Raw genomic sequence first — 26,189 nt, 5'->3', positions numbered from 1 at the left:
GGAGCCGTGTCGGGTAAGCTCTGACGACTCCGGGCCGAAAGCGGGGCCGCGGAACTACGCCCAGAGCTCCGTCTGCTCGCGGAGGCCGCCGGTGATGATCGACCGGACGGTCTCGATCCCGGCGTCGACCTCGGCGGTGTTCTCGAGCAACACGGTCTCGCTTGGGAACAGCTGCTCGCCCAGGACGAGCCCGTGATCGCGGGCGGTGTTCCCGGTGACGGTGAGGTAGACGCCGACGCCCGCCTCCGCGATGGCGGCCTCCTCCTCCTGCCCGTTCTCGGGGTAGACGAACTCGATCCCCTCGAGCGCGTCCATCCCCAGGACCGCCTCCACCAGCCGTTCGTAGCGCGGCGAGATACACATCGGCCCCTCGTACTCGGTGAGGAACTCCCGGTCGAGTTCGGTGCCGGACGGGGCGATCTCTGGGGTCCCGAGCAGGGTGTGATAGACCGTATCACCGAGCCCGGTGACCACGCGCACGTCGGACTCCGTCGGGTCGATGCGCTCGTTGACGCCGGCGAGGTTCGACACCCCCTCGGGGCCGAGCGAGACGACCTCCTCCAGCACCAGGTCGGCGGCGTCGAAGCCGAGCGCGAACTCGTGAGTTCGGAGCGCGCGGAACGGCTCCTCGCGACCCACGAGATGCACCGGCGTCCCGTCGAGTGCGACCGTGAGGCTATCGAAGACGATCCGCCGTGGTTTCCCCTCGCGGTCGTCCCGAAGGAGCGTGAACTCCGGCCCGGTCGGGTCGGCGGGCGCGGAGTACTCAGCGAGTCGCTCGTAGCTCCCCTTCTCGGCGGCCTGTTCGCCCTTCGTGATCGCCTTCTCGTAGCGGAGCACGGAGGTCACCTGATCGACCGTCGCCTCGGCGTCCTCGGTGTCGGCGACGGCGGCGACCCGCTCCAGCACCGCCTCCAGCGGCCGCCCCTTCCGGGGAACTGCGACGGGTACCGGCTCAGTCATTGACCGAACGAGGGGCCCGACGGAAAAAGCGGTTGCGGAAGGGGATGCGGTCCCGAGTTACCGGGAGGGCGGCCACGTAGAGCGGCGCCGTCTCCGGAGTGCGAACAGCCGTGACGGCCGTTGCGGGTCGTCGGTGTGGTACTCGGCCTCGCCGGTATCGTGCGCGTCCTTGCGAGCGAGGGACCTGAGGACGGTCAGCGAACGTTCGCGGGGTCCCCCGCCGCGCTACTGCTTTCGCTCACGCTGGTCGGCTACCTCCTTGACGAACGCCCGAGGGAGCGACGCCGGCGTGACAGCAGCGACGGGACGGAATCGGGGAGCCGTGTCCCGGCGGCAGTGACAAACCCGGTCTCAGTGCGCCTCGTCGGCGAACTCGACCCGTGTCCCGTCGTACCGGCAGTCTTCGAGTGCGTGCTTGGCGGCGATCCCGGCGTCGTGCGGCGTGGGGCCGTGGCCGACGCCGACCTTGAGTTCCACGTCGGCCTCCTCGCTGACGTGGTCGATGGCCGCCTCGTACTCGGCCTCGCTCATCCCCGGGACGACCGCGATGACGTTGTCGCCGCCGACGAAGAAGGAGAGCGCGCCGTGGGCCTCGCGCATGTGTCGCATCAGGCTGGCGTAGGCCTGCTCGATACGGATGAACGAGTCGAACTCGTTCAGCCGGTCTGTGTACTTCCCGGTCGCGTCGTTCACGTCGAAGTGGGCGATCGCCACGTCGTCGGCTTCCGGCGGGCGGTACTCGCCGGCGAGGACCTCGCGTCGACCGTGGTCCTGGGCACTGCCGGCCTCCTGAACACGTTCAGTCGCCCCTTCGAGGGCCTCGATCGGCACGGAATCGACGGCCGTCCCGAGGCTGACCGAGATCGGGTAGCGGTTCCCGATCGACTCCTGGAGGAGTTCGTGATCCGCCCCGTCGAGGCCGTTGGTGACGGCGACCATGTTGTCGAACCGGGTGAAGAAGGCGTAGCCGTCCCGGGAGCCGACGAACTGCGCGATGTCCGCGAACAGCCGGGACTGGAGCGTTTGAAGGTCCATCTCGCGCCGGGGTTCGGGTTCGACGGTCCACGGGCCGTAGTTGTCGATCTGGATGTGGGTGAGCTGCAGCCGACTCATCTCGGGCCGAGATGGGCGGGTCGCGCAGTTGTAGTTTGGTATTCCCGAATGTGTGGAACCCCTACCGCAGCGGCGACAGCAGCAGGCCGGCGTAGTACTTCGGCGCGCTCTTGCGCGACCGAGCCAGGGCGACCCGGAGCGCGGTGGCGGCGTCGTCGAACACGCCAGGCCCGTGCCCGACGACCACGCGGTCGGGCCCGAGCGTCCCGAGCGCTTTCCGCGGCGGGAACAGCCGCAGCGCCGGGTGGACCCCGAGCCGCTCCCCGTCGGTCCTGAAGAACTCGACCGTTCCGACGGCCTCGGGGACGATCAGCGTATCGCGCTCGCGTTCGTAGAGCGCCACCTCGTGCCAGAACCGGTTGTCGACCACGGTAATCGTCCGGAAATCCGTCTCCGGGAGCGCCCGGCTGTACACCGTCGTCTCGCACTCGAGCTCGTCGGCGACGCCGGCGAGCGTCTCGGGCAGGGAGACGGGAACGTCGTGGCGCTCGGCGACCGCCGCGCCGTCGCGCTTGTGGCGGTCCAGCAGCAGCGTCACCCCGACCACGTCCCCCAGCGACGCGAGTTCGTCGTCGAGCCCCGGGGCGTCGATGGGGTCGATCACCCAGACGCCGGCTTCGGTCTCGATCGCGTGACTGGTCCGATGCATACGGTCGACCTCGTCCGCCAACGTCCAACTGATGCCGCCATCCCACCGGTCGACGACCTCGAGCGTGCTCATACGTACCGTTCGGGCCGACAGTGCTTAACTCTCGGCGGCACCGGCCCGCCACAGCGTTTACCCCCGTCAACGCCCAACGTGGACGTATGGGTGACGACGTCGCGGCGGCGTTCGACGGTATCGACCCGGCAGACGTGCCAGAATCGGTCGACCGCGCGGCGCTCGAGCGGATGCGGACCGTCGCGATGGTGCTCGACGAGTCGATCGAGATCCCGGTGATCGAGTACCGGATCGGCGTCGATCCGCTGCTCTCGATGCTCCCCGGGGTCGGCGACGCACTCAGCGCGGGGATCTCGCTGTACATCGTGATCGAGTCGGCACGGCTCGGCGTCTCCTTTACGACGCTTCTGGGTATGCTGGGCCGGATCAGCGTCGACGCCGTCGGCGGATCGATCCCCGTCGTCGGCCCGGTGTTCGACGCCGTGTTCAAGGCCAACACGTGGAACGTGGAGGCGGCGGTCGACGATCTGTTCCCCGAGAAGAGCGGTGACGACGACGACCGAACGGTCGTCGAGATACCCGTCGAGTAGTCACACCGAGCCGGCGGTTTTTCGTGTTCGCCCGCGTACCGGGTGATATGGTGTACCAGGGGGCGATCCTCGACGTGGACGGGACGGTGTTGCGCGGTGAGGAGCGACTCCCCGGCGCCGCCGATGGGTTGGCAGCGCTCGATACGCGGTCGATCCCGCGCCTGTTCGTCTCCAACAACCCGACCCGACCGCCGACCGCCTACGCCGAGAAACTCCGGCGCGCTGGCGTCGACGCTGCCCCCGACGAAATCCTCACGGCCGGCGCGAGCACGGTCGCGTACCTCGGTCGCCACTACCCCAGCGACACTGTATATCTCGTCGGCGAGCGCGGCCTGCGCGAACAGTTGGAGAGTGCAGGGTTCGACGTCGTCGTCGCGGGTCGGCACGGGAACCCCGAGCGCGGCGCCGACGTGGCGGTGGTGTCGCTCGATCGGGAGTTCGACTACGACACGCTCACAACTGCCGTCCGGTCCATCCGGAGCGAAAACCTCCCCGTCGTGGGGACCGATCCCGACGCCGTCATCCCGGCCGCCGACGGCGACGTGCCGGGATCGGGGTCGATGATCGCGTCCGTCACAGCCGCGGTCGAGCGCGAACCCGAGGCCGTGCTCGGCAAGCCCCACGGGATCACGCGGGAGTTGGCGCTGGATCGCCTGGACTGTGAGGCCGCGGACTGTCTGGTCGTCGGCGACCGGCTCGACACCGATATCGCACTGGGCGCCGGGGAGATGACGACCGTGCTCGTGCGGTCGGGCGTGCGCGGCGAGTCACGGATCGAGCGGTCCCCGGTCACCCCTGATTTCGTCGTCGACTCCCTCGCCGACATCGGGCCGATACTGGACGGCGATCGCTGACTCGGAGTCGAACCGCTTAACCGCGATTCCGTCCCATCGCCGAGCATGAGCGAGCCACGCATTCTGGTGACCAACGACGACGGGATCGAGAGCCCGGGGTTCCGGGCGCTCTACGACGCCCTGGACGAGGTGGGGGACCCCATCGCCGTCGCGCCGTACTCGAACCAGAGCGCGGTCGGCCGCGCCCGTTCCTTCGAGGCGACGGTCCACGAGTACGAACTCGGCTACACCGTCGAAGGGACGCCCGTCGACTGCGTGATCGCCGGCATCGAAGCGCTCTGTCCCGACGTGGACATCGTCGTCGCGGGCTGTAACAAGGGCGCGAACCTCGGCGCCTACGTGATGGGCCGCTCCGGGACCGTCTCGGCGGCCGTCGAGGCGGCGTTCTTCGACGTGCCCGCGATGGCCGTCTCCCAGTACGTCCCGACCGCCGACGACGAGGATTTCGAGAACATCGCTCCACCCAAAGAGGCCTACGCGGACGCCGCCGACGCCGCGGCGTACCTGGTCGAGGAATCCCTGGATTCCGGCGTGTTCGAGCAGGTCGACTATCTCAACGTCAACGCGCCCGCCCCCGACGACGCCCCGGAGCGGCCGCCGATGGTCGTCACTGATCCCTCCCCGCTGTACGCCATGACCGCCGACTTCGACGGGGACACGATCCGGCTCGAGGACCGGGTCTGGCAGCGGATGCAGAACGGCGACATCCCCGACGAGAACGGGACGGACCGACGTGCCGTCGTCGACGGGCAGATCAGCGTCTCGCCGCTGACGGCGCCGCACACCGTCGAACGCCACGACCGTCTCGACGACGTTGCGGCGACGTACAGATAGCGACTGGCCGAGTCGACGCTGACCGACTCAGTCGTACGTCTCTTCGCGCAGTACCGTCACCCGGGTTCCGTTGTGAACGGCGACGACACGGCCGTCCTCCCCGTAGAACGTCACGTTCCGCACAGTGACCGACTCGTTCGTGCCGGGGAGCGGCCGCCGGACCGTCTCGTTCCCCTCGCTCACGAGAAGGTAGAACGAGTCGTTCCCGGCGGCGACGGAGACGTTCTGGTGCGCGATCCGTGGCTCGGCCTGCGCGGGGGCGGAGGTGAACACCGTCCGCCGCTGGGCGTCGTGGTCGAGCGCGACGGCGTAGGCGGTGTCGCCGCCGACGGCAGTCCACCCGCGCCGGACTGCCGTCACGGTGTCCCGCCACCCGATCCCGCCGACGACGACCGTCGCCCGGCCGTTCGCCGCGAGTCGCCCACGGGGGACGACCGAGAGCCAGATCTTCCTGTCGGGGTTGGCGACGATCACCCCCGAAGTGGTGACCTGGGTCGTCTCGCCGAACAGGGTGACGGGGATCGCCGACACCATCTCGTTCTCGACGCCCTCGGCGTAGGTGACCTCGTAGCCCCGCACGGTCGCCGGCTCGCCCGGCAGATCGCCCTCGGTCGAGACGAGGTTGACCGCGACCGCGGGGCCCGAGAAGAGTGCGGCCGTGATCACGATGGCGACGAGCCCGAGCTGTCGCACCGAGAGGTCCCTGAGCCGGGATTCGTCGCCGTCAGTCGTCGTTTCCCCGCTCCCAGGCGAGAACGGCGACCAGTCCGGCCCGGCGACGGCGACGACGATCACGGTCGCCGCCAGCGCGACGAGGCCGAGGCCGGCCGCACGGTAGAGCACGTACTCGGTGCCGCCGCGGTACCAGTACACCGCCCAAAGCGACTGGCTGGCGGCGAGCAGCACCCCACCGCTCCAGAGCCGCGTCGGCGACGGCGTCGTCCCGTCGCGTCGACGGAGCAGCACGGCCGCCAGGACGACGCCGACGAGCAGCCCGATCGCGTGCCCCTGGATCGCGATGTCGGCCCACCACGGCGTGACGAACCGCGAGCGCCCCGACGCAGTGACGGTTGGGTTCTGGAGCGCGTTGTAGACGAGGTTCAGCAGGTCCGACGCGACCAGCGCCAGCACCGCCGCGAGCGGGTAGCGCGCCAGCGCGAACCCGGCGAACGCGAACACGACCCCCGAGAAGCCGATCACGGCGCCGACGGTGAACAGCGTGAGTACGACGCCGACGACGGCGACCGCGAGCGGGAACAGGAGGAACGCGCGCGCTTTCGGGTTGCGACGGAGCGCATCGAGTCGACCGCGGGACGCCGACGGCTCCGGTGGCGGTTCGACGCCAGCCACCGGCACGTCGGGGTCGCGTTGCTCCGGCGGGTAGTGCCCGACCGCGTACTCGACGACGGGGGCGAGCGTGAGCGCGCCGAAGAGGTTCCCGAGGAGGTGGCCCGGGCCGGCGTGGGCGAACCCGGCGACGAGCATCCCCAGCGGTTCGAAGTAGGACCACGCGCGGAACGGGAGCACGACAGGGCGGTACCAGTGGCCGTAGCCCCCTTGGACGAACAGGTACACCCCGAGAATCCCCAGGACGGTGACGACGGTCCCCCACGGCACGCCGAAGACGAACCGCTCGCGAAGGCGGGTCAGGAGGCGACCGTCGTCGAGAGTGAGCGCGAGCGCGGCGCCGCCGAGCAGTGCGCCGACGACGAACAGGCGTTGGAGGAGCGCCCACGGCACGCCCCCGAACTGGAGGACCGGCGAGACGGACATGGACGTAGTAGTGCCGTCACCGGACTTGAAAGCTCGGCTGCCGTGGCGGAGTGCAGCGGATGCGCCGGCAGGACTATTCGTCGAGTCGCCGGAGCGACGTCTGGGGGTCGACGACGTACTCGGTGCCGTCCTCGGTCACCCGGACCATCTCCTCCTGGCCGACGTAGCCCCACTCGGTGTCGAGGCCGAGTTCCATCGTGTACACCTCGCCGGGGCGGACCTCGCCCTCCACGGACTCGCCGTAGCGCTCCCACTCCGGCCCGAGCAGCGTGCCGCCGTCGTGGGCGCTGCGACCGACCTGGTGGCCGAACGCGTGGTCGAACAGGTCCCGGTCCCGCGCGACCAGTTCCGCGCGCGCTCGAGCGTCCACGCGATGGCCGACGGCGCCGGGTTCGAGCTCCTCGTACCCCGCCTCGATGGCCGCGCGCACGTCCTCGAACGCCTCGACGAGTCCCTCCGGCGGTTCACCGTTGACCCAGAGCCGCTGGAGGTCGGCCGCGTACCCGTCCTGCACGACGCCGAAGTCGACGTGGAGGAGTTCGCCCTCGGGGACCGTTCGGTCGCCGGGGAGCGTGTGGCCAACGTCGGCGGCGCCGCCGGCGTGGACCGTCGGGCAGTACTCCCACGACCACGCGCCCTCGTAGCCCGCCTCGCGCATTCGCCCGTGGAGGTAGTCCGCGACCTCGGCCTCGGTGGTGTCGGGCGTCCACTCGTCGGCGGCGTCGTGGAGGAGGTCGAGCGTCGTCTCGGCGGCGGCGTCGATGCGCTCCTGTTCGGTCTCGGACTTGAGCCCGCGCACGTCGGCGACGATGTCGCCGGCGCCGACGAACTCCCGGTCGGGCAACAGATCGTCGAGTCGGAGGTACATCCCGTGGGTGAGCCCGTCTGCGACGTTGTCGTCGCGATCGAAGTTGACGGCGACCGTGTCGGCGGAGATCCGCGACAGCGCCGCACGGAGCTGTTCCCGGATCGATTCGTCGTACGGGCGGACCTCGTGAACACCCAGTTCCTCGGCGCTCGGGGCGTCGTGCTGGCCCAGGATCACCGTCGAGTCCTCCGCCCCGACGACGACGGCGGTCGGCCAGACCACGTCGAACCCCAGCACGTACGGCAGGGTCGGCTCGTGGATCTCGTCGGTCTCCCGGCAGAAGATCACCCACGCGTCGGCGTCGCTGTCGGCGACGGCGTCGCGGGCCTGTTCGACTTTCTCGGCGACGAGTCGCTCGTCCATACCCGCCCCTGTCGCGGGCGGGGCTTAGCTTCCGGGGGAGCGGATCCGCCGCGCGACCTCGGGCGGGTGTTTATGTGGCTCGGCATGTCACGTGTGACCGAACACCGAGGGAACGCGAATGATCGAGAAGGCACGCCGGGGCGTTCGCGGGCTACTGGCCCGGATCAGGCCCCCACGGATCCGACCGACCGACCCCCCGTCGACGGTCGTCGACGGCGAGGAGCGGGAGATCCGGATCCGTCCGTTCCGCGACGGGGACGTCGAGGGACTTGTCGAGATGTACGACGCGTTTGACCCCGAACAGCGGGCGCAGGGGACGCCGCCGATTCAGGCCGACGAGATCCGGACGTGGATCGAGGGACTCCTCGAGGGAGTGAACGTCGTCGCGCTGCACGACGGCGAGCCCGTGGGGCACGTCAGCTTCGTTCCCGACGGGACCGACCGCCACGAACTCGCGATCTTCGTCCACCAGGAGTACCAGCACGCGGGGATCGGCACCGAACTCATGGCCGCCGGGCTGGGCCACGCCCGGGAGCAGGGCGTCGAGTACATCTGGCTCACGGTGGAGTCCTGGAAGCGCGGGATCCAGCGGTTCTACAGTCGCGCCGGCTTCTCGACGGTCAACCCGATGGGGGCCGCCCACCGGATGTCCCGAACGCTCTGAGGAGGACGCCAGTCGCGTCGACGCCGCGCTACGCCTCCAGTACGAACGAGCCGAGGAGGTAGACGCCGACGCCGACGACGAGCGCGCTCGCGACGCCCAACAGCAGCGCGGGCGGCTCCTGCACGAACCCGAGTGCGAGCATCGTGATCGCGCCGAGTTCCAGCCCCAAGCCGAACACCCCCGGCCCGGTGCTGCGGGCGATGCGCTCGCCGGCCGGCTCGGGGCTCGCAGCCTCCTGAGCGGCTGAGTAGCTCAGCAACCAGGGGACGAAGAGGAACGCCCCGACGCCGGAGAACACTCCCACCGCGACACCGTAGACGGCGTTGTCGAAGAGCATCACGCCGACCCAGGTGAACACCGCGAGCTGCATCACGCCGGAGCCGACGCCGAGGATCGTGAGGAGTTGGTCGCTTATCTCGCCTGACTCGTCTGCCATGCGGGACGGGTGAGCCCGATTCCATCAAAAAACGGGTCGGTTCGCGTCGGCGGAGAAACAGCAGCCGAAACACGGGGGCTCCGGCGGAACCACGGCGTATGGGTTACGACACGACCACGGCGGAGTACTGGTGACCGGAGCACGGAAGCTCCGGCGGAACCCCGCCGTGTCGGTTACCCACCCACGTGGCGCTCGATCCGGGCGACGTTGCGCTGGTTGGCGTTCCACGCGATGTCGAGGGCGTCGCCGACGACCGGGACGCTCCCGGCGACGGCCTCGACGACGAGCAGCAGGAGCATCCACGCGACGGTGCGTTTCGGCAGGCCGAGCCGGTAGCCCTGGTAGACGACGTACAGCGACGGGATCGCCATCGCCCAGTCGCCGATCACCGGCAGCAGCCCGATCAGCCCGTCGAACCCAACTTTCCCGACCACGGGCAGCGTGAACGCGGCGTCGAGGAGATCCGCGACACGGCGGGCACGGGTCAGTCGGACCGGTTCAGCCATCTACAGGCGGCTCTCGGCGTCCTCAGCGAGTTCCTGCATGCGCTTGCCGATCCGGCCGGCCGAGGAGAACTCGTCGTCGCTCATCGCGCTCGCGAGCGCGTTGCCCAGCACGAACACGGCGTGTTTGTGTTCGCTCTTGGATTTGTGGACGTGGGAGGGGTCCACGTCGAGTTCGTCGTACTCGTCGAAGGTTCCGGGTTCGACGTCCTCACGCTCCCGGAAGTTCTCCATGATGATCACCATCTGTTCGTGGAGCTCGAGCAGTTCGTCCTTGTGCATACCCGAACCACGCGGTTCCGGGGGTTAAACGTTATTGGGGAAATCTCTCACGATCAGGGGCGAGACGGACACGACTCACGGAGCAGGCGAACCGCACGAAAACCCGATTCAGAAGACGTACTCGTCCTCGTGGCCCATCATGCCCTCGTCCTCGTACTCGGGCTCCTCGTCGTCCATCGGGCCGCTGGTCTTGTAGGCTTTCAGTCCGGTGGAGAGGAGTTCCTCGACGGCCTCGTTTCGGTCCACGAACTCGCCCTGCTCGACGAGCTGTGCGATCTGCATTTCCAAGTGCTCGGGGACTGTGAGATCGACCTTCGGCATCTGTCAGAGGAGTTTATCGCAGCGGGTATTTAAGCTCGTTGCCGCGTCTCCCCGCGTCGTATCCCTCGGCGGCACGAATTCCCGGCTCGGACTCCCTCGACGGTTCCGGATCCGACACCCATAGGTGAGCCGACCCACTTCCATCCCGTATGACTACGGACGTGACGGCGCTGTACGAGGAGTTCGGCGGCGAACGCCTCCCGCCCGGGCAGCGACGCACCGACAGCTTCCCCGTCCTCTCGAAGGGCGACACGCCCGCCGTCGACGACGACTGGACGTTCACCGTCTCCGGCGCCGTCGCCGACGAACGCGAGTTCAGCGCCGACGAGTTCCGTGAACTGGCGCCCGAGACCCAGATCCAGGACTTCCACTGCGTCACGGGCTGGTCGAAGTTCGACTGCGAGTTCACGGGGCTCCCGTTCCCGGAACTCGCCGAGGCCGTCGGCGTCGACGACGAGGCCGAGCACGTCATGTTCCACGCCCACGACGGTTACACGACGGACCTCACGCTCGCGGAGTGTGACCGCCGGGAGGTCATGTTCGTCTGGGCGTTCGACGGCGAGCCCCTGCCCGCCGAACACGGCGGCCCGCTTCGGGTCGTTACCCCACACAAGTACGCCTACAAGGGCGCGAAGTGGGTGAGCGGCGTCGAGTTCCTCACCGAGTCCGAACTCGGCTACTGGGAGAAGCGTGGCTACTCCGACTCCGCGAACCCGTGGAACGAGGAGCGGTACAGTTAGGGCCGACCCCCGAAAAGGAGGAGTAGATGGAGTCATCGCGGCAGGCCGGTGTCGATCCGGCAGAGACGACGCTCGTTTCCCGGAGCCGGGAGGTGCCGGACGTCTCGTTCCGTGCCTTTCTCGCCGGGCGAGGCGCGCCACGCGTCCACTGGGCCGCCCCGGACGGGCTGGAAGTGGTCGGCGCCGGCGAGGCAGTCCGACTCACGAGCGACGGCGCCGAGCGGTTCGAAACGGTCAGGGACGCCGCCGAAACGGCGTTCGCGGGCGCGACGACGCCCGACGGACCAGCCAGACCCCGGTTCTTCGGCGGCGCGGCGTTCCACGACGACCACGAGCCGGCGCCGCCGTGGGAGGGGTTCCCCCCGGCCACGTTCGTGCTCCCGCGGATCCAGTTGGTCCGCACCGACGACGCTACCCGCCTCACGGTCACCCGCGTCGACGGCGACACGGACGCGCTCGAAGCCGAGTTGGCGGCCGTCGCCGACGAGATCGCCCGGCTCCCGGCGATGCGCCCCGTGGGCGACCAACCGGGCGTCGTCGCGAGCCGTCGCACCACGACCGAAGCGGCGTGGGCCGCGGGGATCGAGTCCGCGGTCGAGCGAATCGAGTCCGGCGACCTCCGGAAGGTCGTGCTCGCGGTCGCGCTCGCGGTCACGCTGGAGGCGGAGGTCGCGATCTCTGACGCGCTCGAACGCCTGCGGCGCTCCTACCCCGACTGCTTCCGCTTCCTGATCCAGCCGACAGACGAGGCCGGCTTCTTCGGCGTCCCGCCCGAACGGCTGGTCAACCTCGACGGCGATCACGCGCGGACGGACGCGCTCGCCGGCACGGTCGCCCGCGGCGACACGCCCGAGGAGGACGCCGCGCTGGCCGATTCGCTGCTCGAGAGCGAGAAGCTCCAGCACGAGCAGGCGCTGGTCGCCGAGGCGATCGAGGAGCGGCTCGCGCCGATGGGCGAGGTGACCGTCGCCGAGCAGGGCGTCCGGAAACTCGCGACGGTCCAGCACCTCCACACGCCCATCGAGGCCGACCTCGACGGCGATCCCCACGTGCTCGACCTCGTCGACGCACTCCACCCGACGCCCGCAGTCGGTGGCCTCCCGCCCGAGACCGCCGAGCGCGTCATCCGCGAGACGGAGACGTTCGAGCGCGGCTGGTACGCCGCCCCCGTCGGCTGGTTCGACGCCCACGGCGACGGCGAGTTCGCGGTCGGGATCCGCTCGGCCGTCGCTGGCGGGCGCCGCGCGACGCTGTTCGCGGGCAACGGCATCGTCGCCGACAGCGATCCGGCGGACGAGTGGGAGGAGGTCGGGTTGAAGTTCGAACCGATTCTGGCGGCGCTGGAGCGGGAAGACTGATCGCGCGACCGATCAGACCGTCGAGACGGCGTCCAGCAGGCGCGCGCTGGTCCGGATCCCCTTCCGGAAGTGCTCGACGGCGAACCGCTCGTCGGGCGAGTGCTGGTTGTTGTCGTTCTGTCCGTACGGGATGCTCGCGTGCGGGAGGCCGAGGTAGTCGGTGAACAGCGCGTACGGCGCCGAACCGCCCGTCGACGGCTTCACGACCGGTTCCTCGCCCCAGCCGTCGGTGACCGCGTCGACGATGGGGTCGAAGTACGGCGTGTCGATCGGCGTCCGCATCGGGTCCATGCTGGCGTGGTAGGTGACGGTCGTCCCCAACCGGTCGTCGGCGTGGTCCTCGACGTGCTGTTCGAACAACTCGAAGATGCGGTCTGGATCCTGGTCCACCACGAGGCGCACGTCGATCGTCGCCGAGGCGTCGCTCGGGACGATGGTTTTGAACCCCGCCTCGCCGTGGCCGCTGGCGAGCCCGTTGACGTTGAGCGACGGGTAGTAGAGCGTCTTCTCGAGGAAGGTCTCGCCGGGGCCGTTCTGGAAGCCGCCGATCTCCAGGTCAGCCTGGAGCTGGTCGGGATCGGGCTCGAACTCGTCGAGCAGGTCGCGGTCCGGTTCGGGAACGCCCGCCACCTCGTCGTAGAACCCGTCGACGGCGATGCGGCCGTGTTCGTCCCGCATCGTGCCGAGGAGACGGATCAGCTCCCACGCTGGGCTTGGGACCGCGCCGCCGTAGTGGCCGGAGTGGAGGTCACTTTCGGGCCCGCTCACGTCGAGGCCGACGACGAGAATTCCCCGGTTGCCGAAACTCACGCTCGGGCGCCCGGAGCCGTCGACGGGCCCGTCGGAGTTGATCGACACGTCGGCCGCGAGGTCGGCCTCACGGGCTTCCACGGCGTCGAAGAGGTTGGGACTGCCGCTCTCCTCTTCGCCGTCGAGTATCAGGGTGACGTTACAGGGGAGGCCCGTGGTGTCCCGGAGCGTCCGGACCGCGCAGGGGTAGGTGAAGTGCTGGCCCTTGTTGTCGACGGTGCCGCGGCCGTACAGCAGTTCCTCGCCGTCCTCGACGCGGATCTCCGGCTCGAACGGTGGGCTGGTCCACTGCTCGGGGTCGACGGGCTGTACGTCGTAGTGCCCGTACACCAGTGCCGTCGGGGCGTCGTTGTCGGGGTCGTTGCCCACGTAGGCCCGGGCCAGTACGGACGGGTGGCCCGAGGTCTCGACGATCTCGGCCTCGTCGAAGCCGTACTCCAAGCAGAGGTCGCGCTCGTGGCGCGCGCACTCGCGGATCCCCTCCCCCGTGGCGCTGATCGACGGCTGCGCGACCAGTTCGGTCAGGTCCGCCAGATACGCGTCGAACCGGTCCTCGATGGTCTCGTCGGTTGTCTGGTCCATACGCCCCGGGAGGACCGGAGTGAGGTAAAGGGTCGCAAGGATCCGGATCTTGCCGAGACTCAGTCCTTGACGACTACGTCCTCGGCCCAGTAGCGCCGGAGCGTGTACGCCGCGGCGCCGACGACGACGGCTTGGACGTAGAGGAACGCGTAGATCTCCACCCAGAGCCACGGGGGACCGCCAGCGACGAGGAACTCGTTGTACAGGAACGTGTCGAGCAGGAGCGCGGCGGCGATCGCCGGCGCGCCGACGAGGAGGGCTTCCCGGGGGAGCACGTTCCACTCCGCAAGCGCGATCAGTGTGCCGGCGGCGACGAAGACGCCGAGCGTGATGCGACCGAACAGCACCGAACCGAGTTCGTCCGTCCGGAGGGCCATGTCCGGGCGGTTCGGCTACCGCCGACAAAGGTGTTGTTCCGGTGTCGTGACTGCGAGGCCGAAGGGAATATGTGGTCGACTGCAGAACGCCCCACGAAATGTCGCTCAGACGGTTCGTCGAGGACCACGAGGGGGTCCAGCGGGGACTGGTGCTCGCGAACCGAAGCCAACCCGAACAGCTCCGGTCGATGCTCGCAGGGGTGTTCACCGAGCAGCCGGTGACCGTCGACGAGGCCGACGTCGAAGGGGTCACCGAGGACACCGTGTTGCTGCTGGACGAGTCCGGCGAGGTGCTCGCGGAGTCGCCGCTCGACGCGGTGTCGTCGTCGCTGCTGTTCACCAACTCCGACGCGTTCGTCACGGGTTCGACCACCCTCGAGGAGACGAGCATCCCGGCCGTCGTCGAGGGACTCGAGGGGGTGAACTTCCGGATCCGTGGGTACCCCCAGTCCCACAAGGAGAAGCTCCTCCTGATCGCCGTCTCCCGGCACATCGAGCGCGCCGCGTGGCAGCAGGACGCCGGCACGCACCGCGCCTCCTTCCAGCGGCTCTCGCGGATCGTCGACGAGCAGGGGACCCATCGCGTCTACGAAAAACTGGGTGCGAGCGACGTCGAAACGCACGTCTACGGCGTCGACGACGGCGGCACCGACTGGGCGACCGAACTCGGCGTCAGCGTCCACGCCGGCGACTCGGCGGACTACCGCGACTCGTGGTTCGTGATCCACCGCCCGCCCGAGGCTGCGGGTCCGGCTGCGCCCGACCCCTACGCGCTGCTCGCGGTCCAAGACGAGACCGGCGTCTGGGACGGCTTCTTCACCACCGATCCCGACGAGGCGCTGCCCGTCGACGACTACGTCCGGCGGAAGCTCTGAGTCGGGGTCGGCGGCTTTATGAGCCAGTCGGTTCGGCGGCTTTATGAGCCAGTCGGTCCAACGACCGCGTATGTCCACGAAAGCAAAACTGCTGCTGGTGCTGGCGTTCGTCACGCTCGTCTACTTCCTCGTCGGCGGCGAGGCCGAGCCTGTGGAAGTGGAAGTCGAATCGGAGAGCTAACCCATTCACGGCCCACGCCCTACCGCGCGCTCCGTCGCGCGGTAACGGTGACGACGCCGTGGATGTGTAACCACTCGCGGCTCACGCCCTATCGCGCCTCTGTCGCGCGGTAACGGCGACGACGCCGTAGGTGTGCAACCACCCAACGCGGTTCTTTCTTCACAGGGTCCCGAGCCGCAGCGCCGTCGGGAGCGAACAACTTACCCGCCGGGGCGTACTCCGTCCGGCCATGTACGGGGTCGTCACGCGCAACGAGGAGGAGGTCGAGTGGCCGGCGTTCGACCGCGGGTTCTACGAGGTGAAAGACGTGACCGGCCGGGCCGCCGAGCCGCTGCCGAACGCGGTGAACATGGTCTCCTGCTTCGGCGACAACGCCGCCGGCGAGTCCAGCCCGGAGCTGGTGCCCGTCGACGACGAGGGGAACCGGGCGACACGCGACCAGCCCTACTTCGACTGGGCGTACGTGTGCCCGACCCACGAGGGGTACCGCGAGGGGTTGCTGGAGACGATCTCCGACTGCGCGGCCGCAAACGAGGACGTGCGCCTCGACGACGTGGGGTTCCCACGCGCCGAGTACTGCCGGTGCGACCGGTGTGAGCGACTGTTCGCCGAGAGCGAGTACGACGATCGGTTCGACTGGCGCGCTAGCGTGATCACCGAGTTCGTCGCGGAGGCCAGCGAGCGCATCCCGGGGAAAACGTACCTCACTCTCTACCCCGATCCGTACCCGGGGCACCTGTTCGAGCGCGCCGGCCTCGACCTCTCGGTGCTCTCGGCGTACGTCGACGAGTTCGTCGTACCGCTGTACGACACCCACTACAGCACGACGTACTGGCTGGAGAGCATCGCCTCGGGCTTCCAGGATCTGCTAGGCTGGTCGCCCGAGACCCCCGAGGCCGGCACGCCGTTCTCCATCGAACTCTACGCCGTCGACGTTGACGTGGACAACCTCGTCCACGCGACCGAAGTCGCCGAGAGCTACGCCGACGAGGTCTTCTTCGGCTACGACGCCAGCAACGCCCAGGCGGCGATCCGACGGAAGAAGGCCGACGACCGTGACGGCGTGAGCCACGGCTGACCGACCGCAACAGCGCTTACCTACCCCCGGCCCCAACAGTGGGGCATGTACGACAGTATCCTTCTCCCGGTCGACGAGGCGGCAGCCGAGAGCAGCCTGCTCTATCACGCCGCCGAACTGGCCAACTGGGACGACGCGCGCGTCGAACTCCTGTTCGTCGCCGACACGAACCGCGACAGCGTCACCGTCTCCGAGGGCAACGTGATCGACGTCCTCGTCGACGAGGGGGAGAAGGTGGTCGACGAAGCGAGCCGCCTGCTCGATTCGCTGGGTGTCGAGTACACGACAAGCGTCGAACAGGGGACGCCCGCGGAGACGATCGTCGACTACGCCGAGAAACAGGATCACGACCTGATCGCGATTCCGACCCACGGTCGCGAGGGGCTCTCCCGATACCTGCTCGGCAGCGTCACCGGAAAGGTGGTCAGGCTGGCACCGATGCCGGTCCTGACCGCGCCGATCGACGAGGAGGGGTTCGAGTTCCCCTACGGCGGCATGCTGCTCCCCACCGACGGCAGCGACACCGCGCTCCGAGCCGCCAGACACGGGCTCGACTTCGCGGCCGAACTCGACGCCGACGTCCACGTGATCACGGTCACCGAGGACTCGATGCTCGCGAGCGCCGGCGACGCCGTCGGCGAGGGCGAGAGCGCGTCACAGGCGGCCATCGACGAGATCGCGGAGGCGGCCGAGCGCCGCGGCGTCGACGTGACGACCCATACCGAGACCGGCGACACGGACGAGGAGGTTCTCGCCTGCGTGGAGCAGGAGGGGCTGGACGCGATCGTCATGGGCGCGACCGGGCGAAGCGGCCTCGATCGCGTGCTGCTCGGTAGCGTCGCCGAGAAGGTCGTTCGCTCGGCGGACGTGCCCGTGATCACTGTCGGCGGTGACTGAACCGCCTGCCGGAACTGAAACCCACAGAGCTTCAAACCTCCACTCGGAACGCCCCCGCATGTCACCGGCGGCTCAGGGGGCGGACCGGCCCGATCGGGCGGGCCCGCGGGCGCTCCGTGTGCTGGCCGGCCTCTCGATGCTCTCGCTGCTGCTCCGCTTGTTCGCCCTCGGGGGCCGGGTCTTCCACTGGGACGAGGGGCGGGTCGGCTACTGGATCCTGCGCTACCACGAGACGGGGCAGTTCCACTACCGACCCATCATCCACGGGCCCTTCATCCAGCACGTCGACGCGCTGCTGTTCCACGTCGTCCCCGCAACCGACTTCTGGGCGCGGGCCCCCGTCGCGGTCGTCACCGCGACGCTCCCCCTCGCCGCGTGGCTGTTCCGCCGTCACCTCGACGAGCGCGAGACCGTCGCGCTCGGGCTGCTGCTGACGGGTCAGCCGCTGCTGCTCTACTACTCGCGGTTCATGCGCTCGGACATGCTCGTGGGCGCGTTCGCGTTCGTCGCGTTCGCGCTGCTCGTGCGTGCGTACGACACCCGTCGGCTCCGCTTCGCGATCGCCGGCAGCGCCGCCCTGGGGTTGGCCTTCGCGAGCAAGGAGAACGCGATCCTCTACGTCGCCTGTTTCGGCGGCGCCGCGGCGGTCTGTTACGACCATCGACTCGTCCGCGCGGCGACCGGCGGCGACGGCGCCAGCCAGCGAGTTCGACGCGACGTCGCCGGACTCAGGGGCTGGCTCGATCGGCGGTCGGGGCGACTCCCGGCCGCGGTCCGGGCTGCCGGGGCACTCGCGGCGCTACTCGGGGCGTTCCTCACCGTGACCGTGCTCATGTACGCCCCCCGACCCGAGATCTGGGGCGCACTCTCCTCGGTCGGGAACCTGCTTTCCGTACTCGACGCCGCGTTGGTCGACACGGCGACCGAGCTGGTGGACACCTGGCTCGACCGCGACGGCGGCGGCGGGCGCTCCTACCTCGCCTTCCTCCACGACACGCTGGAGACGCTGGCGTTCGGCGCGCCGGTCGTCGTCGGGTTCGCGGCCATCGGCGCCCTCGCGGACGGCTACGGCGTCGGCGGCGACGCGGGCCGGCGGCCGCTCGTCGCGTTCACGCTCTACTGGGCCGCCGCAAGCGTGGTCGGCTACCCGATCGCGACCGACATCCAGGCGCCGTGGGCCGCGACCCACGTCGTCCTCCCGCTGACCGTGCCGGCCGCGGTCGGCGTCGCCGCGCTGGTCGGCGTCGTCGACCGGGAACTGACAAATGGGGACGAGTCGATCCCGGATGCGCTCCGGCGAACGGTCGAGAACGCCCGACTGGGGCTCGATTTCGCGGCCCCGGTCCTGATCGCCGCGCTGCTGCTCACCGCCGGCGCCGTGGGCGTCGTCGGCTTGAACGCCGACTACTGGAACAGCGCGGACCGGGAGGACCGGCAGGTGCTCCAGTGGGCCCAGCCCGGGAACGACCTGCAGGACACGATGATCGACGTGGCGGCCGTCGCCGACGCGAACGAGGGGACCGACGTGCTGTTCTACGGCACCGACGCCGGCGGCGGGACGCAGTTCTACGTCGCGAACGAGTCCAGCCTCGATCAGCCGCCGCCGGGCGGCCCCTCGTGGCACTCACGCCTCCCGCTCCCGTGGTACCTCGAACGCGCCGACGCGACCGTGACCTCCAGCGCCCCGGGGTCGGCGCCCGAGGAGGTGCTCGCCGACCCGCCGCCGGTCGTGATCGCCCACGACGACGCACGGGACGAGATCGAGGGCGAACTCGACGGCTACGCCGTCCGGGAACACCGCTTCAAACTCTGGAGCGAGGAGGTCGTCGTGTTCCTCGACCGGGACGCGCTGGCCCGCTCGACGGAGCCGTGACCAGCACGAACGTGCCTATCTCGCACTCGATCCAGCAATACTTATCCACGCTCGTCCGGAAGCGTCGCGCATGAGCGTCACGCTACCCGGACCCACGCTCGGCGTCGTCGGCGGCGGCCAACTCGGGCGGATGCTCGGGGAGGCCGCGTCGCCGCTGGGCGTCGACGTGGTCGTGCTGGACGCGACTCCCGACTGCCCGGCCGCGCGGGTCGCCGACCAGATCGAGGGCGACCTCGACGACCCCGAAGCGGTCAGGGAACTCGCCGAGCGCGCCGACGTGCTCACGTTCGAGATCGAGACCGCCGACCCGGAGCTGCTCGCTGAGGTCCGGGCCGAGACAGGGACGCCCGTCCACCCCGACCCGGAGACGCTGGGGGTCACGGGCGACAAGCTCCGGGAGAAGGAGATGCTCGCAGATGCGGGGATTCCGGTTCCGGAGTTCGCCCCCGCGGACACCCCCGCGGCGGCCGAGACCGCGGTCGACCGCTTCGGCAGCACGATGCTGAAAGCCCGCGAGGGCGGCTACGACGGCCGGGGGAACGAGCCCGTTACCGACGCCGACGCCGCCGCGGGGACGCTGGAAACCGTCGGCGGCGATGCGGTCGCGGAGGAACTGCTCGACTTCGACCGCGAACTCGCCGCCATCGGCGTCCGCGGGGCTGACGACGAGACGCGCGTGTTCCCGGTGACCGAGACCATCCACCGCGAGGAGATCCTGCGCGGGACGGTCTCGCCGCCCCGCGTCGACGACGAGACGCGAGAGCGCGGCCGCGACGTTGTGGAGCAGGTACTCGCCGAACTCGACGGCCGCGGCGTCTTCGGCGTCGAACTGTTCGACGTTGACGGGGAGATCCTCGTCAACGAGATCGCGCCCCGACCCCACAACTCCGGGCACTGGACGATCGAGGGTGCCGCCACCTCACAGTTCGAGCAGCACGTCCGGGCCGTACTGGGGTGGCCGCTCGGCCCCGTCGAGCGCGTCGCGCCCACGGCCTCGGCGAACGTCCTCGGCGACGTGGACGCCCCGGAGCCGGCGACGCTCTCGGGCGTCGACGCCGTACTGGCCGAGCCGGACGCCAGCCTCCACTGGTACGGGAAGCGGGAGGCCCGATCGCTCCGAAAGATGGGCCACCTGACCGTCACCGACCCCGGCGCCGCCGACGCCAGATCGGCGCTCGAAACCGCCGAATCGCTCCGCGGCTCGCTGACCTTCACCGAGTAACTCCCACCGACATCATGCCCGCAGTCACCGACCTGATCGACCGACTCGAATCGGACGCCGCCGCCGACCGGGCGGCCGAAGCAACCCCCGACGTGGGGATCATCATGGGGTCTGACTCCGACCTCGACACGATGCAGGGCGCGTTCGACGCGCTCGACGCGCTGGGGTTCGCCGAACAGACCGACCACGCCGACCCGCCGGCGGGGCGGTTCAGCTACGAGTCCTACGTCGTCTCGGCCCACCGGACGCCGGACCTCATGTACGCCTACGCCGAGACGGCCGCGGAGCGCGGCCTCGACGTGATCGTCGCCGGCGCCGGCGGGAAGTCGGCGGACCTGCCGAACATGACTGCCTCCATCGCGTTCCCGGTGCCGGTCATCGGCGTCCCCGTCCAGGAGAAGTCCGTCGACTCCGTCATCGGGATGCCCACGGGCGCGCCGATCACGGCCGTCGACGCCGGCAAGTCCTACAACGCCGCGCTCTCTGCGGCCCAGATCCTGGCGCGAGAGTACCCCGAAGTCCGCGATCGGCTCGAAGCCCTCCACGACGAGCGCCGCGAGGGCGTCGGCGACGTGTCGGCTTCCCTGCACGATCTCGGGGTCCGTGGATTCCGTGAACGCGAGGAGTGATCCCCGAGCTCCACGGTACTGGTCCGCACGCTCGCCCGCGCGGGGAAATGAACGCTTAAGAGCCGTGGGGTCGAACCCCGGAAACGTTACGGAGAACCCGATATGAATCCATGGATAGCTATCGGCGCGCTGGCGGTGGTCAGCGTCGGCATCCCCGTCGCAATGATGGCGGTGTCGTCGCTGCTGCGTCCCAGTGTGCCCGAACAGGGGAAAAGCGCCGTCTACGAGAGCGGCGAGATCCCGACGGGGACGACGCGCATCCGGTTCAACATCCAGTACTACATGGTTGCGCTGCTGTTCGTCGTCTTCGACATCGAGACCGTCCTGATCTTTCCGTGGACGGTCATCTACCGACCGGCCCTCGAAGGGGGCGCCTCCATGACGGAGGTGCTCGCGCCGATGCTCGTGTTCATCGGCGTGCTGGTCGTCGGGCTCGTCTGGGCGTGGCGGCAGGGCGCCGTGCAGTGGGTGTCCAGTCCGCGTGCGCTCGAAGAGAAGACGGAGGCAAACCAATGAGTAGCGAACGAGAACTCTTCCGAACCGACGACTCACTAGTACAGACGGAGACCCGCGACGCGCGGATGACCGGACAGGGCGACCGGTTCAACTCCAAACTTCGCGAGGCGTTCGGCTCCTCGCCGTTCATCCTCACGAAGTTCGACAAGTTCATGAACTGGGTCCGGGGCTCGTCGATGTTCATGCTGCAGTTCGGGATCGCCTGCTGCAGCATCGAGATGATGCACACCTACGCGGTCAAGCACGACCTCGACCGCTTCCACGCCGGCGTCCCGCGGGCCTCGCCCCGGCAGGCCGACGTGATGATCGTCCCGGGGACGATCGTCTCGAAGTTCGCCCCGCGGATGAAGCGCGTCTACGACCAGATGCCCGAGCCGAAGTTCGTCGTCGGCATGGGCTCCTGTACCATCTCCGGCGGCCCGTTCCAGGAGGGGTACAACGTGGTCAAGGGCGCCGAGGAGGTCATCCCGGTCGACATCCACGTCCCGGGCTGCCCGCCCCGCCCCGAGGCGCTGGTCTACGGCGTCGCGAAGCTCCAGGAGCGGATCGCCAACGGCGAGTCGTCGCCGGTGACGGTCAAGCCCTACGAGCTGGAACAGTTCGGCGACCTCGAACGCGACGAGATCGTCGACGAACTCGCGTCCGAGATCGACGAGGAGGACCTCGTGATGCGCTACAACTGGGCTGATTCGCCATGAGCCTGCAGGAAGAATCGGAGACGCCGGAGATCGAGTCCGGCGAGACCGAACTCGAGGCGCTGCTCGACGACCTGATCGTCGACCGCGACGACCACATGAACGCGCCGGCGTTCGTGATCCGGCCCGACACGGTCCAGGAGACCCTCGGCCGACTCAAGGAGGAGGCCGGCTACGACCACCTCTCGCTGGTCACTGCCGAGGAGTACCCGGACCGCTTCGAGTCGATCTACCACCTGAAGAAGTTCGACGACCCGACCGACGAGGTCAGCATCGTCGTCCCGACCGACTCGGAGAACCCGGTCAGCGAGTCCGCGGAGCCGGTCTTCCGGACCGCCGACTGGCACGAACGGGAGGCGTACGACCTCGTCGGCATCGAGTACGACGACCACCCGGACCTGCGCCGGATCCTCCTGCCCGAGACGTGGCAGGGCCACCCGATGGGGCTGGACTACGACCAGGACCGGCCCCAGATGGTGCCGCTGCGTGAGAACGCCAACCCGCTGCAGGAGGACCAGCGCGCCGAGTCCGACTCGGACACGATGTTCGTCAACATCGGTCCCCACCACCCGGCGACTCACGGCGTGCTCCACCTCGAGACGACGCTCGACGGCGAGCAGGTCGTCGACGTGGAGCCGGACATCGGCTACCTCCACCGCAACGAGGAGCAGATGGCCCAGAACGGTACCTACCGCCACCAGATCATGCCCTACCCCGACCGGTGGGACTACATCTCGGCCGGGCTGCTCAACGAGTGGGCCTACGCCCGCGCGGCGGAGGACCTCGCGGACATCGAGGTGCCCGAGTACGCCCAGATCATCCGCACCATGGGCGCGGAACTCTGCCGGATCGCGGCCCACATGCTCGCCGTCGGGACGTTCGCGCTCGACATCTACGGCGACTTCACCGCGATCTTCATGTACGCCATCCGGGACCGCGAGGAGGTGCAGAACATCCTCGAGGACCTCACCGGCCAGCGGCTGATGTTCAACTACTTCCGACTCGGCGGGGTCGTCTGGGACCTGCCCGAGCCCCGCGAGGAGTTCTTCGAGTCCATCCGCGAGTTCGTCGACGGGCTCCCCGACCGGCTGGAGGAGTACCACGACCTCATCACGGGCAACGAGATCCTCCAGATGCGGACGGTCGGCACGGGGATCCTGCCCGAGGAAGTCGCCAAGAACTACGGCGCCACCGGCCCGGTCGCCCGTGGCTCCGGCATCGACTACGACATCCGCCGGGACGACCCCTACGGCTACTACGACGAGCTCGACTGGGAGGTCCCCGTCGAGGACGGCTGTGACAACTTCAGCCGCCTGCTCGTCCGCCTGCGAGAGGTCGAGGAGTCCGCGAAGATCATCGAGCAGTGTGTCGACCTGCTCGAGGACTGGCCCGAGGACGAGCGCAACATCCAGGCCAACGTCCCGCGGACGCTGCGCCCGGAGGACGACAAGGAGATCTACCGCACCGTCGAGGGCGCGAAGGGCGAACTCGGCGTCTACATCCGATCCGACGGCACCGAGAAGCCCGGCCGGTTCAAGATCCGGAGCCCGTGCTTCTCGAACCTCCAGACCCTGCCGGAGATGAGCAACGGGGAGTACATCCCCGACATGATCGCCGCGCTGGGTAGCCTGGACATCGTGCTCGGGGAGGTGGACCGGTGATCCTCCAAACGGAGAGCCCGCTGCCCGACCTGCTGGCGGACCTGCTCGGACTGAGTGGATCCGGTGTCGCCGGCGAGTTCGTCGCCGCGCTGCTCGCGGCCTTCATCGTCGGCAACGTGATGCTCGCGATGACCGGCGTCGCCGGCCCGTGGGCCAAGCGGAAGATCACCGCGAAGTTCACCGACCGCATCGCGGCCGACCGCATCGGCCCCGCCGGTATCGGGACGATCCCGGCCGACGCGCTGCGATTGCTCTCGAAGGAACTGATCGTCCCCGAAGGCGCCGATCGCCCGGCGTGGGACATCGCGCCGCTGATCGTTGCCGGCTCGGCGATGCTCGGCTTCGCGGTCATCCCGATGGGGAGCGGCATCCAGCTGGCCGACCCCGAAGTAGGGTTGGCCTACGTGTTCGCAGTCGCCTCCATCGCCAGCCTCGGCATGGTGATGGCTGGCTACGCGTCGAACAACAAGTACTCGATGCTCGGTGCGCTGCGTGCGGTCGCCCAGAACCTCGCCTACGAGATCCCGCTCGTGGTCACTGGGGTCTCGGTGGTGCTCTTCACCGGCTCGCTCCGGATGAGCGAGATCGTCGCCGCCCAGCAGGAGACGCTGATCAGCGTCGGCGGGCTCGCGATCCCCTCGTGGTTCGCGATCGTCAACCCGTTCGCGTTCGTGCTCTTCCTGGCGGCGAACGTCGCCGAAGTGGGGCGCAACCCCTTCGACATCCCGGAGGCGCCGACGGAGATCGTCGCCGGGTTCCAGACCGAGTACTCCTCGGTCTACTTCGTGCTGCTGTACCTGGGTGAGTTCCTCCACATCTTCCTCGGCGGCGCCATCACCGCGGTGCTGTTCCTCGGCGGCGCGGCCGGCCCCGGCCCGGAGAGCATCGGCTTCCTCTGGTTCGTGGTGAAGATCTGGGCGTTCTTCCTGCTTACGCAGTGGCTGCGCTCGGCGGCACCGCGGCTGCGTATCGACCAGCTGATCGAGATCGGCTGGAAGGGGATGCTCGAACTCTCCTTCCTCAATCTGGTGCTCACGGCCGTAATCGTGGGGATGGTAGCATGATCGGAATCCTGAAAGGAATGGCGACGACGATGAAGCACGCACTGGACGGCAACACCTTCACGGTGAAGTACCCGGAGGTCGCGCCCGAAGTGAGCCCGCGGTTCCGCGGGGTCCACAAGTTCAGCCAGGAGCGCTGCATCTGGTGTCGACAGTGCGAGGACGTCTGTCCGAACGACACGATCCAGATCGTGATGGACGAGCAGCGCAACGGGGAGGAGTACAACCTCCACGTCGGGCAGTGCATCTACTGCCGACTGTGTGAGGAGGTCTGCCCCGTCGACGCCATCATCCTGACCCAGAACTTCGAGTTCACGGCGGACACGAAAGACGAGTTCGCCTACAACAAGGAACAGCTGAAGAACGTCCCGTGGTACAAGGGGAGCGACCCCCTCGAAGCCCGGAACCCCGACCGATCCGCGTGGGTCGGCGAGGGCGCGGGCGAGGTCGACTACCAGTAACACAATGGTCACAGAGACAATCACGTTCGCGCTGTTCGCCGCCGTGACGGTGGGCTGTGCCCTCGGGGTCGTCCTCGTGAAGGACCCCTGGCACAGCGCACTCCTGCTCGGCGGCGCGCTGACGAGCCTGGCGGTGCACTACGTGATGCTGCAGGCCACGTTCCCGGCGACGATGCAGATCCTCGTCTACATCGGGGGCGTGCTCGTGCTCATCACGTTCGCCGTCATGCTCACGCGAACCGAGAAGCAGAAAGCGGAGGTGTACAGCTAGATGGTCAGTCGACCAGAGCTCAAGACGGACACGAACTACGTCAACGGACTGGCGGCGTCGGTCCTGTTCGTCGTCCTCGCAGCGGTGTTCCTGACCGCGAACTTCGGCGAGTCGGCGGGCTTCCCCGAGGACGCCTCGCTCGTCGCGGGGATCGGCTACGCGCTGATCGACCTGCAGGCGTCGGCGGCCGTCTCCGTCGAGGGGTTCCTCGCGTCGTTCGAGATCATCGGCCTCGTGCTGGTGGTCGCGACCGTCGCCGCCGTGACGCTGGCGCGCCGACAGGGTGACAGCGCGGGGCTGTCGACGGCGCTCACCGACGGCGGGCGCGAGGAGCCACGCTCCTCGACGACCGACGACACGGAGGTGGAGAACTGATGGTCCCCGTCGAGTACTACCTCGTGCTCTCGGCGGCCGTGTTCTCCATCGGCCTCTTCGGGCTGTTGACCCGCGAGAACGCGCTGCTGTTCCTGATGTCGGTGGAGCTGATGCTCAACGCGGCGAACATCAACTTCATCGCGTTCAGCCTCCAGTGGGGCAACCTCACCGGGCAGGTGATGAGCCTGTTCGTGATGGGGCTGGCAGCCGCCGAAGTCGCTGTCGGCATCGGCATCATCCTCGTACTGTACCGCAACTTCAAGGACGTCGACGTGACTGTCCCGCAGTCGATGAGGTGGTAA

31 protein-coding genes are annotated in these 26,189 nt (G+C 68.9%); 20 read left to right on the top strand and 11 right to left on the bottom strand.

Features of this window, described 5'->3' with window-relative positions; all coding sequences use genetic code 11:
• Positions 1-54: 54 nt before the first annotated feature.
• From BMZ83_RS03355 to BMZ83_RS03345, 3 genes are all read right to left on the bottom strand, one after another.
• Positions 55-963, bottom strand: a complete 909-nt coding sequence (locus BMZ83_RS03355) for a hypothetical protein (RefSeq protein WP_074875628.1) — start codon at positions 961-963, stop codon at positions 55-57.
• Between the two features lie 351 nt (positions 964-1,314).
• A complete protein-coding gene (locus BMZ83_RS03350; protein ID WP_074875626.1) occupies positions 1,315-2,076 on the bottom strand; it encodes a GTP cyclohydrolase III in 762 nt (253 codons plus the stop codon).
• A 61-nt stretch (positions 2,077-2,137) separates the two neighbouring features.
• A complete protein-coding gene (locus tag BMZ83_RS03345; RefSeq protein ID WP_074875624.1) occupies positions 2,138-2,797 on the bottom strand; it encodes a hypothetical protein in 660 nt (219 codons plus the stop codon).
• 86 nt (positions 2,798-2,883) lie between these two features.
• Between BMZ83_RS03345 and BMZ83_RS03340 the strand changes: the two genes are divergently transcribed.
• Genes BMZ83_RS03340 through surE form a run of 3 tightly spaced genes read left to right on the top strand, consistent with a single transcriptional unit; the run spans position 2,884 to position 5,015 of the window.
• The gene (locus BMZ83_RS03340) at positions 2,884-3,327 is read left to right on the top strand and encodes a DUF4112 domain-containing protein (protein ID WP_074875622.1); all 444 of its coding nucleotides are present in this window, start codon (positions 2,884-2,886) and stop codon (positions 3,325-3,327) included.
• Between the two features lie 47 nt (positions 3,328-3,374).
• Complete coding sequence (locus BMZ83_RS03335) at positions 3,375-4,181, top strand: HAD-IIA family hydrolase (RefSeq protein WP_074875620.1); 807 nt, start codon at positions 3,375-3,377, stop codon at positions 4,179-4,181.
• Between the two features lie 45 nt (positions 4,182-4,226).
• Positions 4,227-5,015, top strand: coding sequence for a 5'/3'-nucleotidase SurE (surE, locus tag BMZ83_RS03330; protein WP_074875618.1), 789 nt, complete (start codon positions 4,227-4,229; stop codon positions 5,013-5,015).
• 27 nt (positions 5,016-5,042) lie between these two features.
• Here the strand turns inward: surE and BMZ83_RS03325 are convergent, their stop codons facing one another.
• Both BMZ83_RS03325 and BMZ83_RS03320 read right to left on the bottom strand, forming a co-directional pair.
• The gene (locus BMZ83_RS03325) at positions 5,043-6,788 is read right to left on the bottom strand and encodes a rhomboid family intramembrane serine protease (RefSeq protein ID WP_074875615.1); all 1,746 of its coding nucleotides are present in this window, start codon (positions 6,786-6,788) and stop codon (positions 5,043-5,045) included.
• Between the two features lie 73 nt (positions 6,789-6,861).
• A complete protein-coding gene (locus BMZ83_RS03320) occupies positions 6,862-8,019 on the bottom strand; it encodes a M24 family metallopeptidase (RefSeq protein ID WP_074875613.1) in 1,158 nt (385 codons plus the stop codon).
• A 118-nt stretch (positions 8,020-8,137) separates the two neighbouring features.
• Between BMZ83_RS03320 and BMZ83_RS03315 the strand changes: the two genes are divergently transcribed.
• Complete coding sequence (locus BMZ83_RS03315; protein ID WP_074875612.1) at positions 8,138-8,683, top strand: GNAT family N-acetyltransferase; 546 nt, start codon at positions 8,138-8,140, stop codon at positions 8,681-8,683.
• 28 nt (positions 8,684-8,711) lie between these two features.
• Here BMZ83_RS03315 and BMZ83_RS03310 read toward each other — a convergent pair whose 3' ends face one another.
• The 4 genes from BMZ83_RS03310 to BMZ83_RS03295 form a co-directional block, all read right to left on the bottom strand.
• Entirely contained in the window at positions 8,712-9,119 is a 408-nt protein-coding gene (locus tag BMZ83_RS03310; protein ID WP_074875609.1) for a hypothetical protein, read from the bottom strand.
• A 173-nt stretch (positions 9,120-9,292) separates the two neighbouring features.
• Entirely contained in the window at positions 9,293-9,625 is a 333-nt protein-coding gene (locus BMZ83_RS03305) for a DUF4112 domain-containing protein (RefSeq protein ID WP_074875607.1), read from the bottom strand.
• A complete protein-coding gene (locus BMZ83_RS03300) occupies positions 9,626-9,904 on the bottom strand; it encodes a UPF0058 family protein (protein WP_074875605.1) in 279 nt (92 codons plus the stop codon).
• A gap of 108 nt (positions 9,905-10,012) precedes the next feature.
• Positions 10,013-10,225: a DUF7120 family protein gene (locus BMZ83_RS03295; protein WP_049981868.1), complete on the bottom strand. Its 213-nt coding sequence runs from the start codon at positions 10,223-10,225 to the stop codon at positions 10,013-10,015.
• A gap of 149 nt (positions 10,226-10,374) precedes the next feature.
• Here BMZ83_RS03295 and BMZ83_RS03290 point away from each other — a divergent pair, with 149 nt between their 5' ends.
• Positions 10,375-10,965 (top strand): sulfite oxidase-like oxidoreductase, encoded by a 591-nt coding sequence (locus BMZ83_RS03290; protein ID WP_074875603.1) that lies wholly within the window; start codon positions 10,375-10,377, stop codon positions 10,963-10,965.
• Between the two features lie 26 nt (positions 10,966-10,991).
• Positions 10,992-12,323: an isochorismate synthase gene (locus BMZ83_RS03285; RefSeq protein ID WP_074875600.1), complete on the top strand. Its 1,332-nt coding sequence runs from the start codon at positions 10,992-10,994 to the stop codon at positions 12,321-12,323.
• Positions 12,324-12,335: 12 nt separating this feature from the next.
• Here BMZ83_RS03285 and BMZ83_RS03280 read toward each other — a convergent pair whose 3' ends face one another.
• Complete coding sequence (locus BMZ83_RS03280; protein WP_074875598.1) at positions 12,336-13,715, bottom strand: M20/M25/M40 family metallo-hydrolase; 1,380 nt, start codon at positions 13,713-13,715, stop codon at positions 12,336-12,338.
• Positions 13,716-13,774: 59 nt separating this feature from the next.
• Positions 13,775-14,092 carry a hypothetical protein gene (locus BMZ83_RS03275; protein WP_074875596.1) on the bottom strand — a complete coding sequence of 106 codons (318 nt, stop codon included), beginning with the start codon at positions 14,090-14,092 and terminating at the stop codon, positions 13,775-13,777.
• A gap of 98 nt (positions 14,093-14,190) precedes the next feature.
• Here BMZ83_RS03275 and BMZ83_RS03270 point away from each other — a divergent pair, with 98 nt between their 5' ends.
• From BMZ83_RS03270 to nuoK, 14 genes are all read left to right on the top strand, one after another.
• Positions 14,191-14,967, top strand: coding sequence for a DICT sensory domain-containing protein (locus BMZ83_RS03270; RefSeq protein WP_074875594.1), 777 nt, complete (start codon positions 14,191-14,193; stop codon positions 14,965-14,967).
• 410 nt (positions 14,968-15,377) lie between these two features.
• Positions 15,378-16,226 (top strand): hypothetical protein, encoded by an 849-nt coding sequence (locus tag BMZ83_RS03265; RefSeq protein WP_074875592.1) that lies wholly within the window; start codon positions 15,378-15,380, stop codon positions 16,224-16,226.
• A 45-nt stretch (positions 16,227-16,271) separates the two neighbouring features.
• Positions 16,272-17,123: a universal stress protein gene (locus BMZ83_RS03260; RefSeq protein WP_074875590.1), complete on the top strand. Its 852-nt coding sequence runs from the start codon at positions 16,272-16,274 to the stop codon at positions 17,121-17,123.
• 58 nt (positions 17,124-17,181) lie between these two features.
• Positions 17,182-18,996, top strand: a complete 1,815-nt coding sequence (locus BMZ83_RS03255) for a flippase activity-associated protein Agl23 (RefSeq protein WP_074875588.1) — start codon at positions 17,182-17,184, stop codon at positions 18,994-18,996.
• A 70-nt stretch (positions 18,997-19,066) separates the two neighbouring features.
• Positions 19,067-20,218: a 5-(carboxyamino)imidazole ribonucleotide synthase gene (locus BMZ83_RS03250; RefSeq protein ID WP_074875586.1), complete on the top strand. Its 1,152-nt coding sequence runs from the start codon at positions 19,067-19,069 to the stop codon at positions 20,216-20,218.
• A gap of 14 nt (positions 20,219-20,232) precedes the next feature.
• Positions 20,233-20,847, top strand: a complete 615-nt coding sequence (gene purE, locus BMZ83_RS03245) for a 5-(carboxyamino)imidazole ribonucleotide mutase (RefSeq protein WP_074875584.1) — start codon at positions 20,233-20,235, stop codon at positions 20,845-20,847.
• Positions 20,848-20,949: 102 nt separating this feature from the next.
• The gene (locus tag BMZ83_RS03240) at positions 20,950-21,363 is read left to right on the top strand and encodes an NADH-quinone oxidoreductase subunit A (protein ID WP_074875581.1); all 414 of its coding nucleotides are present in this window, start codon (positions 20,950-20,952) and stop codon (positions 21,361-21,363) included.
• Positions 21,360-22,061, top strand: a complete 702-nt coding sequence (locus BMZ83_RS03235) for an NADH-quinone oxidoreductase subunit B (protein WP_074875579.1) — start codon at positions 21,360-21,362, stop codon at positions 22,059-22,061. The genes BMZ83_RS03240 and BMZ83_RS03235 overlap by 4 nt, the downstream gene beginning before the upstream one ends.
• Positions 22,058-23,719 (top strand): NADH-quinone oxidoreductase subunit D, encoded by a 1,662-nt coding sequence (locus tag BMZ83_RS03230; protein WP_074875577.1) that lies wholly within the window; start codon positions 22,058-22,060, stop codon positions 23,717-23,719. The genes BMZ83_RS03235 and BMZ83_RS03230 overlap by 4 nt, the downstream gene beginning before the upstream one ends.
• Positions 23,716-24,783 carry a complex I subunit 1/NuoH family protein gene (locus BMZ83_RS03225; RefSeq protein WP_074875575.1) on the top strand — a complete coding sequence of 356 codons (1,068 nt, stop codon included), beginning with the start codon at positions 23,716-23,718 and terminating at the stop codon, positions 24,781-24,783. Before BMZ83_RS03230 ends, BMZ83_RS03225 begins: the two co-directional genes overlap by 4 nt.
• Positions 24,780-25,241: a NuoI/complex I 23 kDa subunit family protein gene (locus BMZ83_RS03220; protein WP_074875573.1), complete on the top strand. Its 462-nt coding sequence runs from the start codon at positions 24,780-24,782 to the stop codon at positions 25,239-25,241. The genes BMZ83_RS03225 and BMZ83_RS03220 overlap by 4 nt, the downstream gene beginning before the upstream one ends.
• Positions 25,242-25,245: 4 nt before the next feature.
• The gene (locus BMZ83_RS03215; protein WP_074875571.1) at positions 25,246-25,512 is read left to right on the top strand and encodes an NADH-quinone oxidoreductase subunit J; all 267 of its coding nucleotides are present in this window, start codon (positions 25,246-25,248) and stop codon (positions 25,510-25,512) included.
• Positions 25,513-25,887, top strand: coding sequence for a hypothetical protein (locus BMZ83_RS03210; RefSeq protein ID WP_074875569.1), 375 nt, complete (start codon positions 25,513-25,515; stop codon positions 25,885-25,887).
• Positions 25,887-26,189, top strand: a complete 303-nt coding sequence (nuoK, locus tag BMZ83_RS03205; RefSeq protein WP_074875567.1) for an NADH-quinone oxidoreductase subunit NuoK — start codon at positions 25,887-25,889, stop codon at positions 26,187-26,189. Before BMZ83_RS03210 ends, nuoK begins: the two co-directional genes overlap by 1 nt.

Origin of the sequence: Halolamina pelagica (assembly GCF_900115675.1) — an archaeon.
Lineage (GTDB): Archaea > Halobacteriota > Halobacteria > Halobacteriales > Haloferacaceae > Halolamina > Halolamina pelagica.
The sequence above is the reverse complement of the archived record's forward strand: the minus strand, read 5'-3'. Positions and strand labels throughout refer to the sequence as shown.

Bases quoted from the DNA above. Each gene is read 5' to 3' on its own strand.
- BMZ83_RS03335 (WP_074875620.1), top strand. From the start codon at position 3,375: ATGGTGTACCAGGGGGCGATCCTCGACGTGGACGGGACGGTGTTGCGC.
- BMZ83_RS03260 (WP_074875590.1), top strand. From the start codon at position 16,272: ATGTACGACAGTATCCTTCTCCCGGTCGACGAGGCGGCAGCCGAGAGC.
- BMZ83_RS03265 (WP_074875592.1), top strand. From the start codon at position 15,378: ATGTACGGGGTCGTCACGCGCAACGAGGAGGAGGTCGAGTGGCCGGCG.
- BMZ83_RS03255 (WP_074875588.1), top strand. From the start codon at position 17,182: ATGTCACCGGCGGCTCAGGGGGCGGACCGGCCCGATCGGGCGGGCCCG.
- BMZ83_RS03295 (WP_049981868.1), bottom strand. From the start codon at position 10,225: ATGCCGAAGGTCGATCTCACAGTCCCCGAGCACTTGGAAATGCAGATC.
- BMZ83_RS03290 (WP_074875603.1), top strand. From the start codon at position 10,375: ATGACTACGGACGTGACGGCGCTGTACGAGGAGTTCGGCGGCGAACGC.
- BMZ83_RS03270 (WP_074875594.1), top strand. From the start codon at position 14,191: ATGTCGCTCAGACGGTTCGTCGAGGACCACGAGGGGGTCCAGCGGGGA.
- BMZ83_RS03220 (WP_074875573.1), top strand. From the start codon at position 24,780: ATGATCGGAATCCTGAAAGGAATGGCGACGACGATGAAGCACGCACTG.
- BMZ83_RS03315 (WP_074875612.1), top strand. From the start codon at position 8,138: ATGATCGAGAAGGCACGCCGGGGCGTTCGCGGGCTACTGGCCCGGATC.
- BMZ83_RS03230 (WP_074875577.1), top strand. From the start codon at position 22,058: ATGAGCCTGCAGGAAGAATCGGAGACGCCGGAGATCGAGTCCGGCGAG.
- nuoK (WP_074875567.1), top strand. From the start codon at position 25,887: ATGGTCCCCGTCGAGTACTACCTCGTGCTCTCGGCGGCCGTGTTCTCC.
- BMZ83_RS03240 (WP_074875581.1), top strand. From the start codon at position 20,950: ATGAATCCATGGATAGCTATCGGCGCGCTGGCGGTGGTCAGCGTCGGC.
- BMZ83_RS03325 (WP_074875615.1), bottom strand. From the start codon at position 6,788: ATGTCCGTCTCGCCGGTCCTCCAGTTCGGGGGCGTGCCGTGGGCGCTC.
- BMZ83_RS03215 (WP_074875571.1), top strand. From the start codon at position 25,246: ATGGTCACAGAGACAATCACGTTCGCGCTGTTCGCCGCCGTGACGGTG.
- BMZ83_RS03350 (WP_074875626.1), bottom strand. From the start codon at position 2,076: ATGAGTCGGCTGCAGCTCACCCACATCCAGATCGACAACTACGGCCCG.
- BMZ83_RS03340 (WP_074875622.1), top strand. From the start codon at position 2,884: ATGGGTGACGACGTCGCGGCGGCGTTCGACGGTATCGACCCGGCAGAC.
- BMZ83_RS03275 (WP_074875596.1), bottom strand. From the start codon at position 14,092: ATGGCCCTCCGGACGGACGAACTCGGTTCGGTGCTGTTCGGTCGCATC.
- BMZ83_RS03250 (WP_074875586.1), top strand. From the start codon at position 19,067: ATGAGCGTCACGCTACCCGGACCCACGCTCGGCGTCGTCGGCGGCGGC.
- BMZ83_RS03285 (WP_074875600.1), top strand. From the start codon at position 10,992: ATGGAGTCATCGCGGCAGGCCGGTGTCGATCCGGCAGAGACGACGCTC.
- BMZ83_RS03310 (WP_074875609.1), bottom strand. From the start codon at position 9,119: ATGGCAGACGAGTCAGGCGAGATAAGCGACCAACTCCTCACGATCCTC.
- BMZ83_RS03305 (WP_074875607.1), bottom strand. From the start codon at position 9,625: ATGGCTGAACCGGTCCGACTGACCCGTGCCCGCCGTGTCGCGGATCTC.
- BMZ83_RS03235 (WP_074875579.1), top strand. From the start codon at position 21,360: ATGAGTAGCGAACGAGAACTCTTCCGAACCGACGACTCACTAGTACAG.
- BMZ83_RS03300 (WP_074875605.1), bottom strand. From the start codon at position 9,904: ATGCACAAGGACGAACTGCTCGAGCTCCACGAACAGATGGTGATCATC.
- BMZ83_RS03345 (WP_074875624.1), bottom strand. From the start codon at position 2,797: ATGAGCACGCTCGAGGTCGTCGACCGGTGGGATGGCGGCATCAGTTGG.
- BMZ83_RS03320 (WP_074875613.1), bottom strand. From the start codon at position 8,019: ATGGACGAGCGACTCGTCGCCGAGAAAGTCGAACAGGCCCGCGACGCC.
- BMZ83_RS03280 (WP_074875598.1), bottom strand. From the start codon at position 13,715: ATGGACCAGACAACCGACGAGACCATCGAGGACCGGTTCGACGCGTAT.
- BMZ83_RS03210 (WP_074875569.1), top strand. From the start codon at position 25,513: ATGGTCAGTCGACCAGAGCTCAAGACGGACACGAACTACGTCAACGGA.
- BMZ83_RS03355 (WP_074875628.1), bottom strand. From the start codon at position 963: ATGACTGAGCCGGTACCCGTCGCAGTTCCCCGGAAGGGGCGGCCGCTG.
- surE (WP_074875618.1), top strand. From the start codon at position 4,227: ATGAGCGAGCCACGCATTCTGGTGACCAACGACGACGGGATCGAGAGC.
- purE (WP_074875584.1), top strand. From the start codon at position 20,233: ATGCCCGCAGTCACCGACCTGATCGACCGACTCGAATCGGACGCCGCC.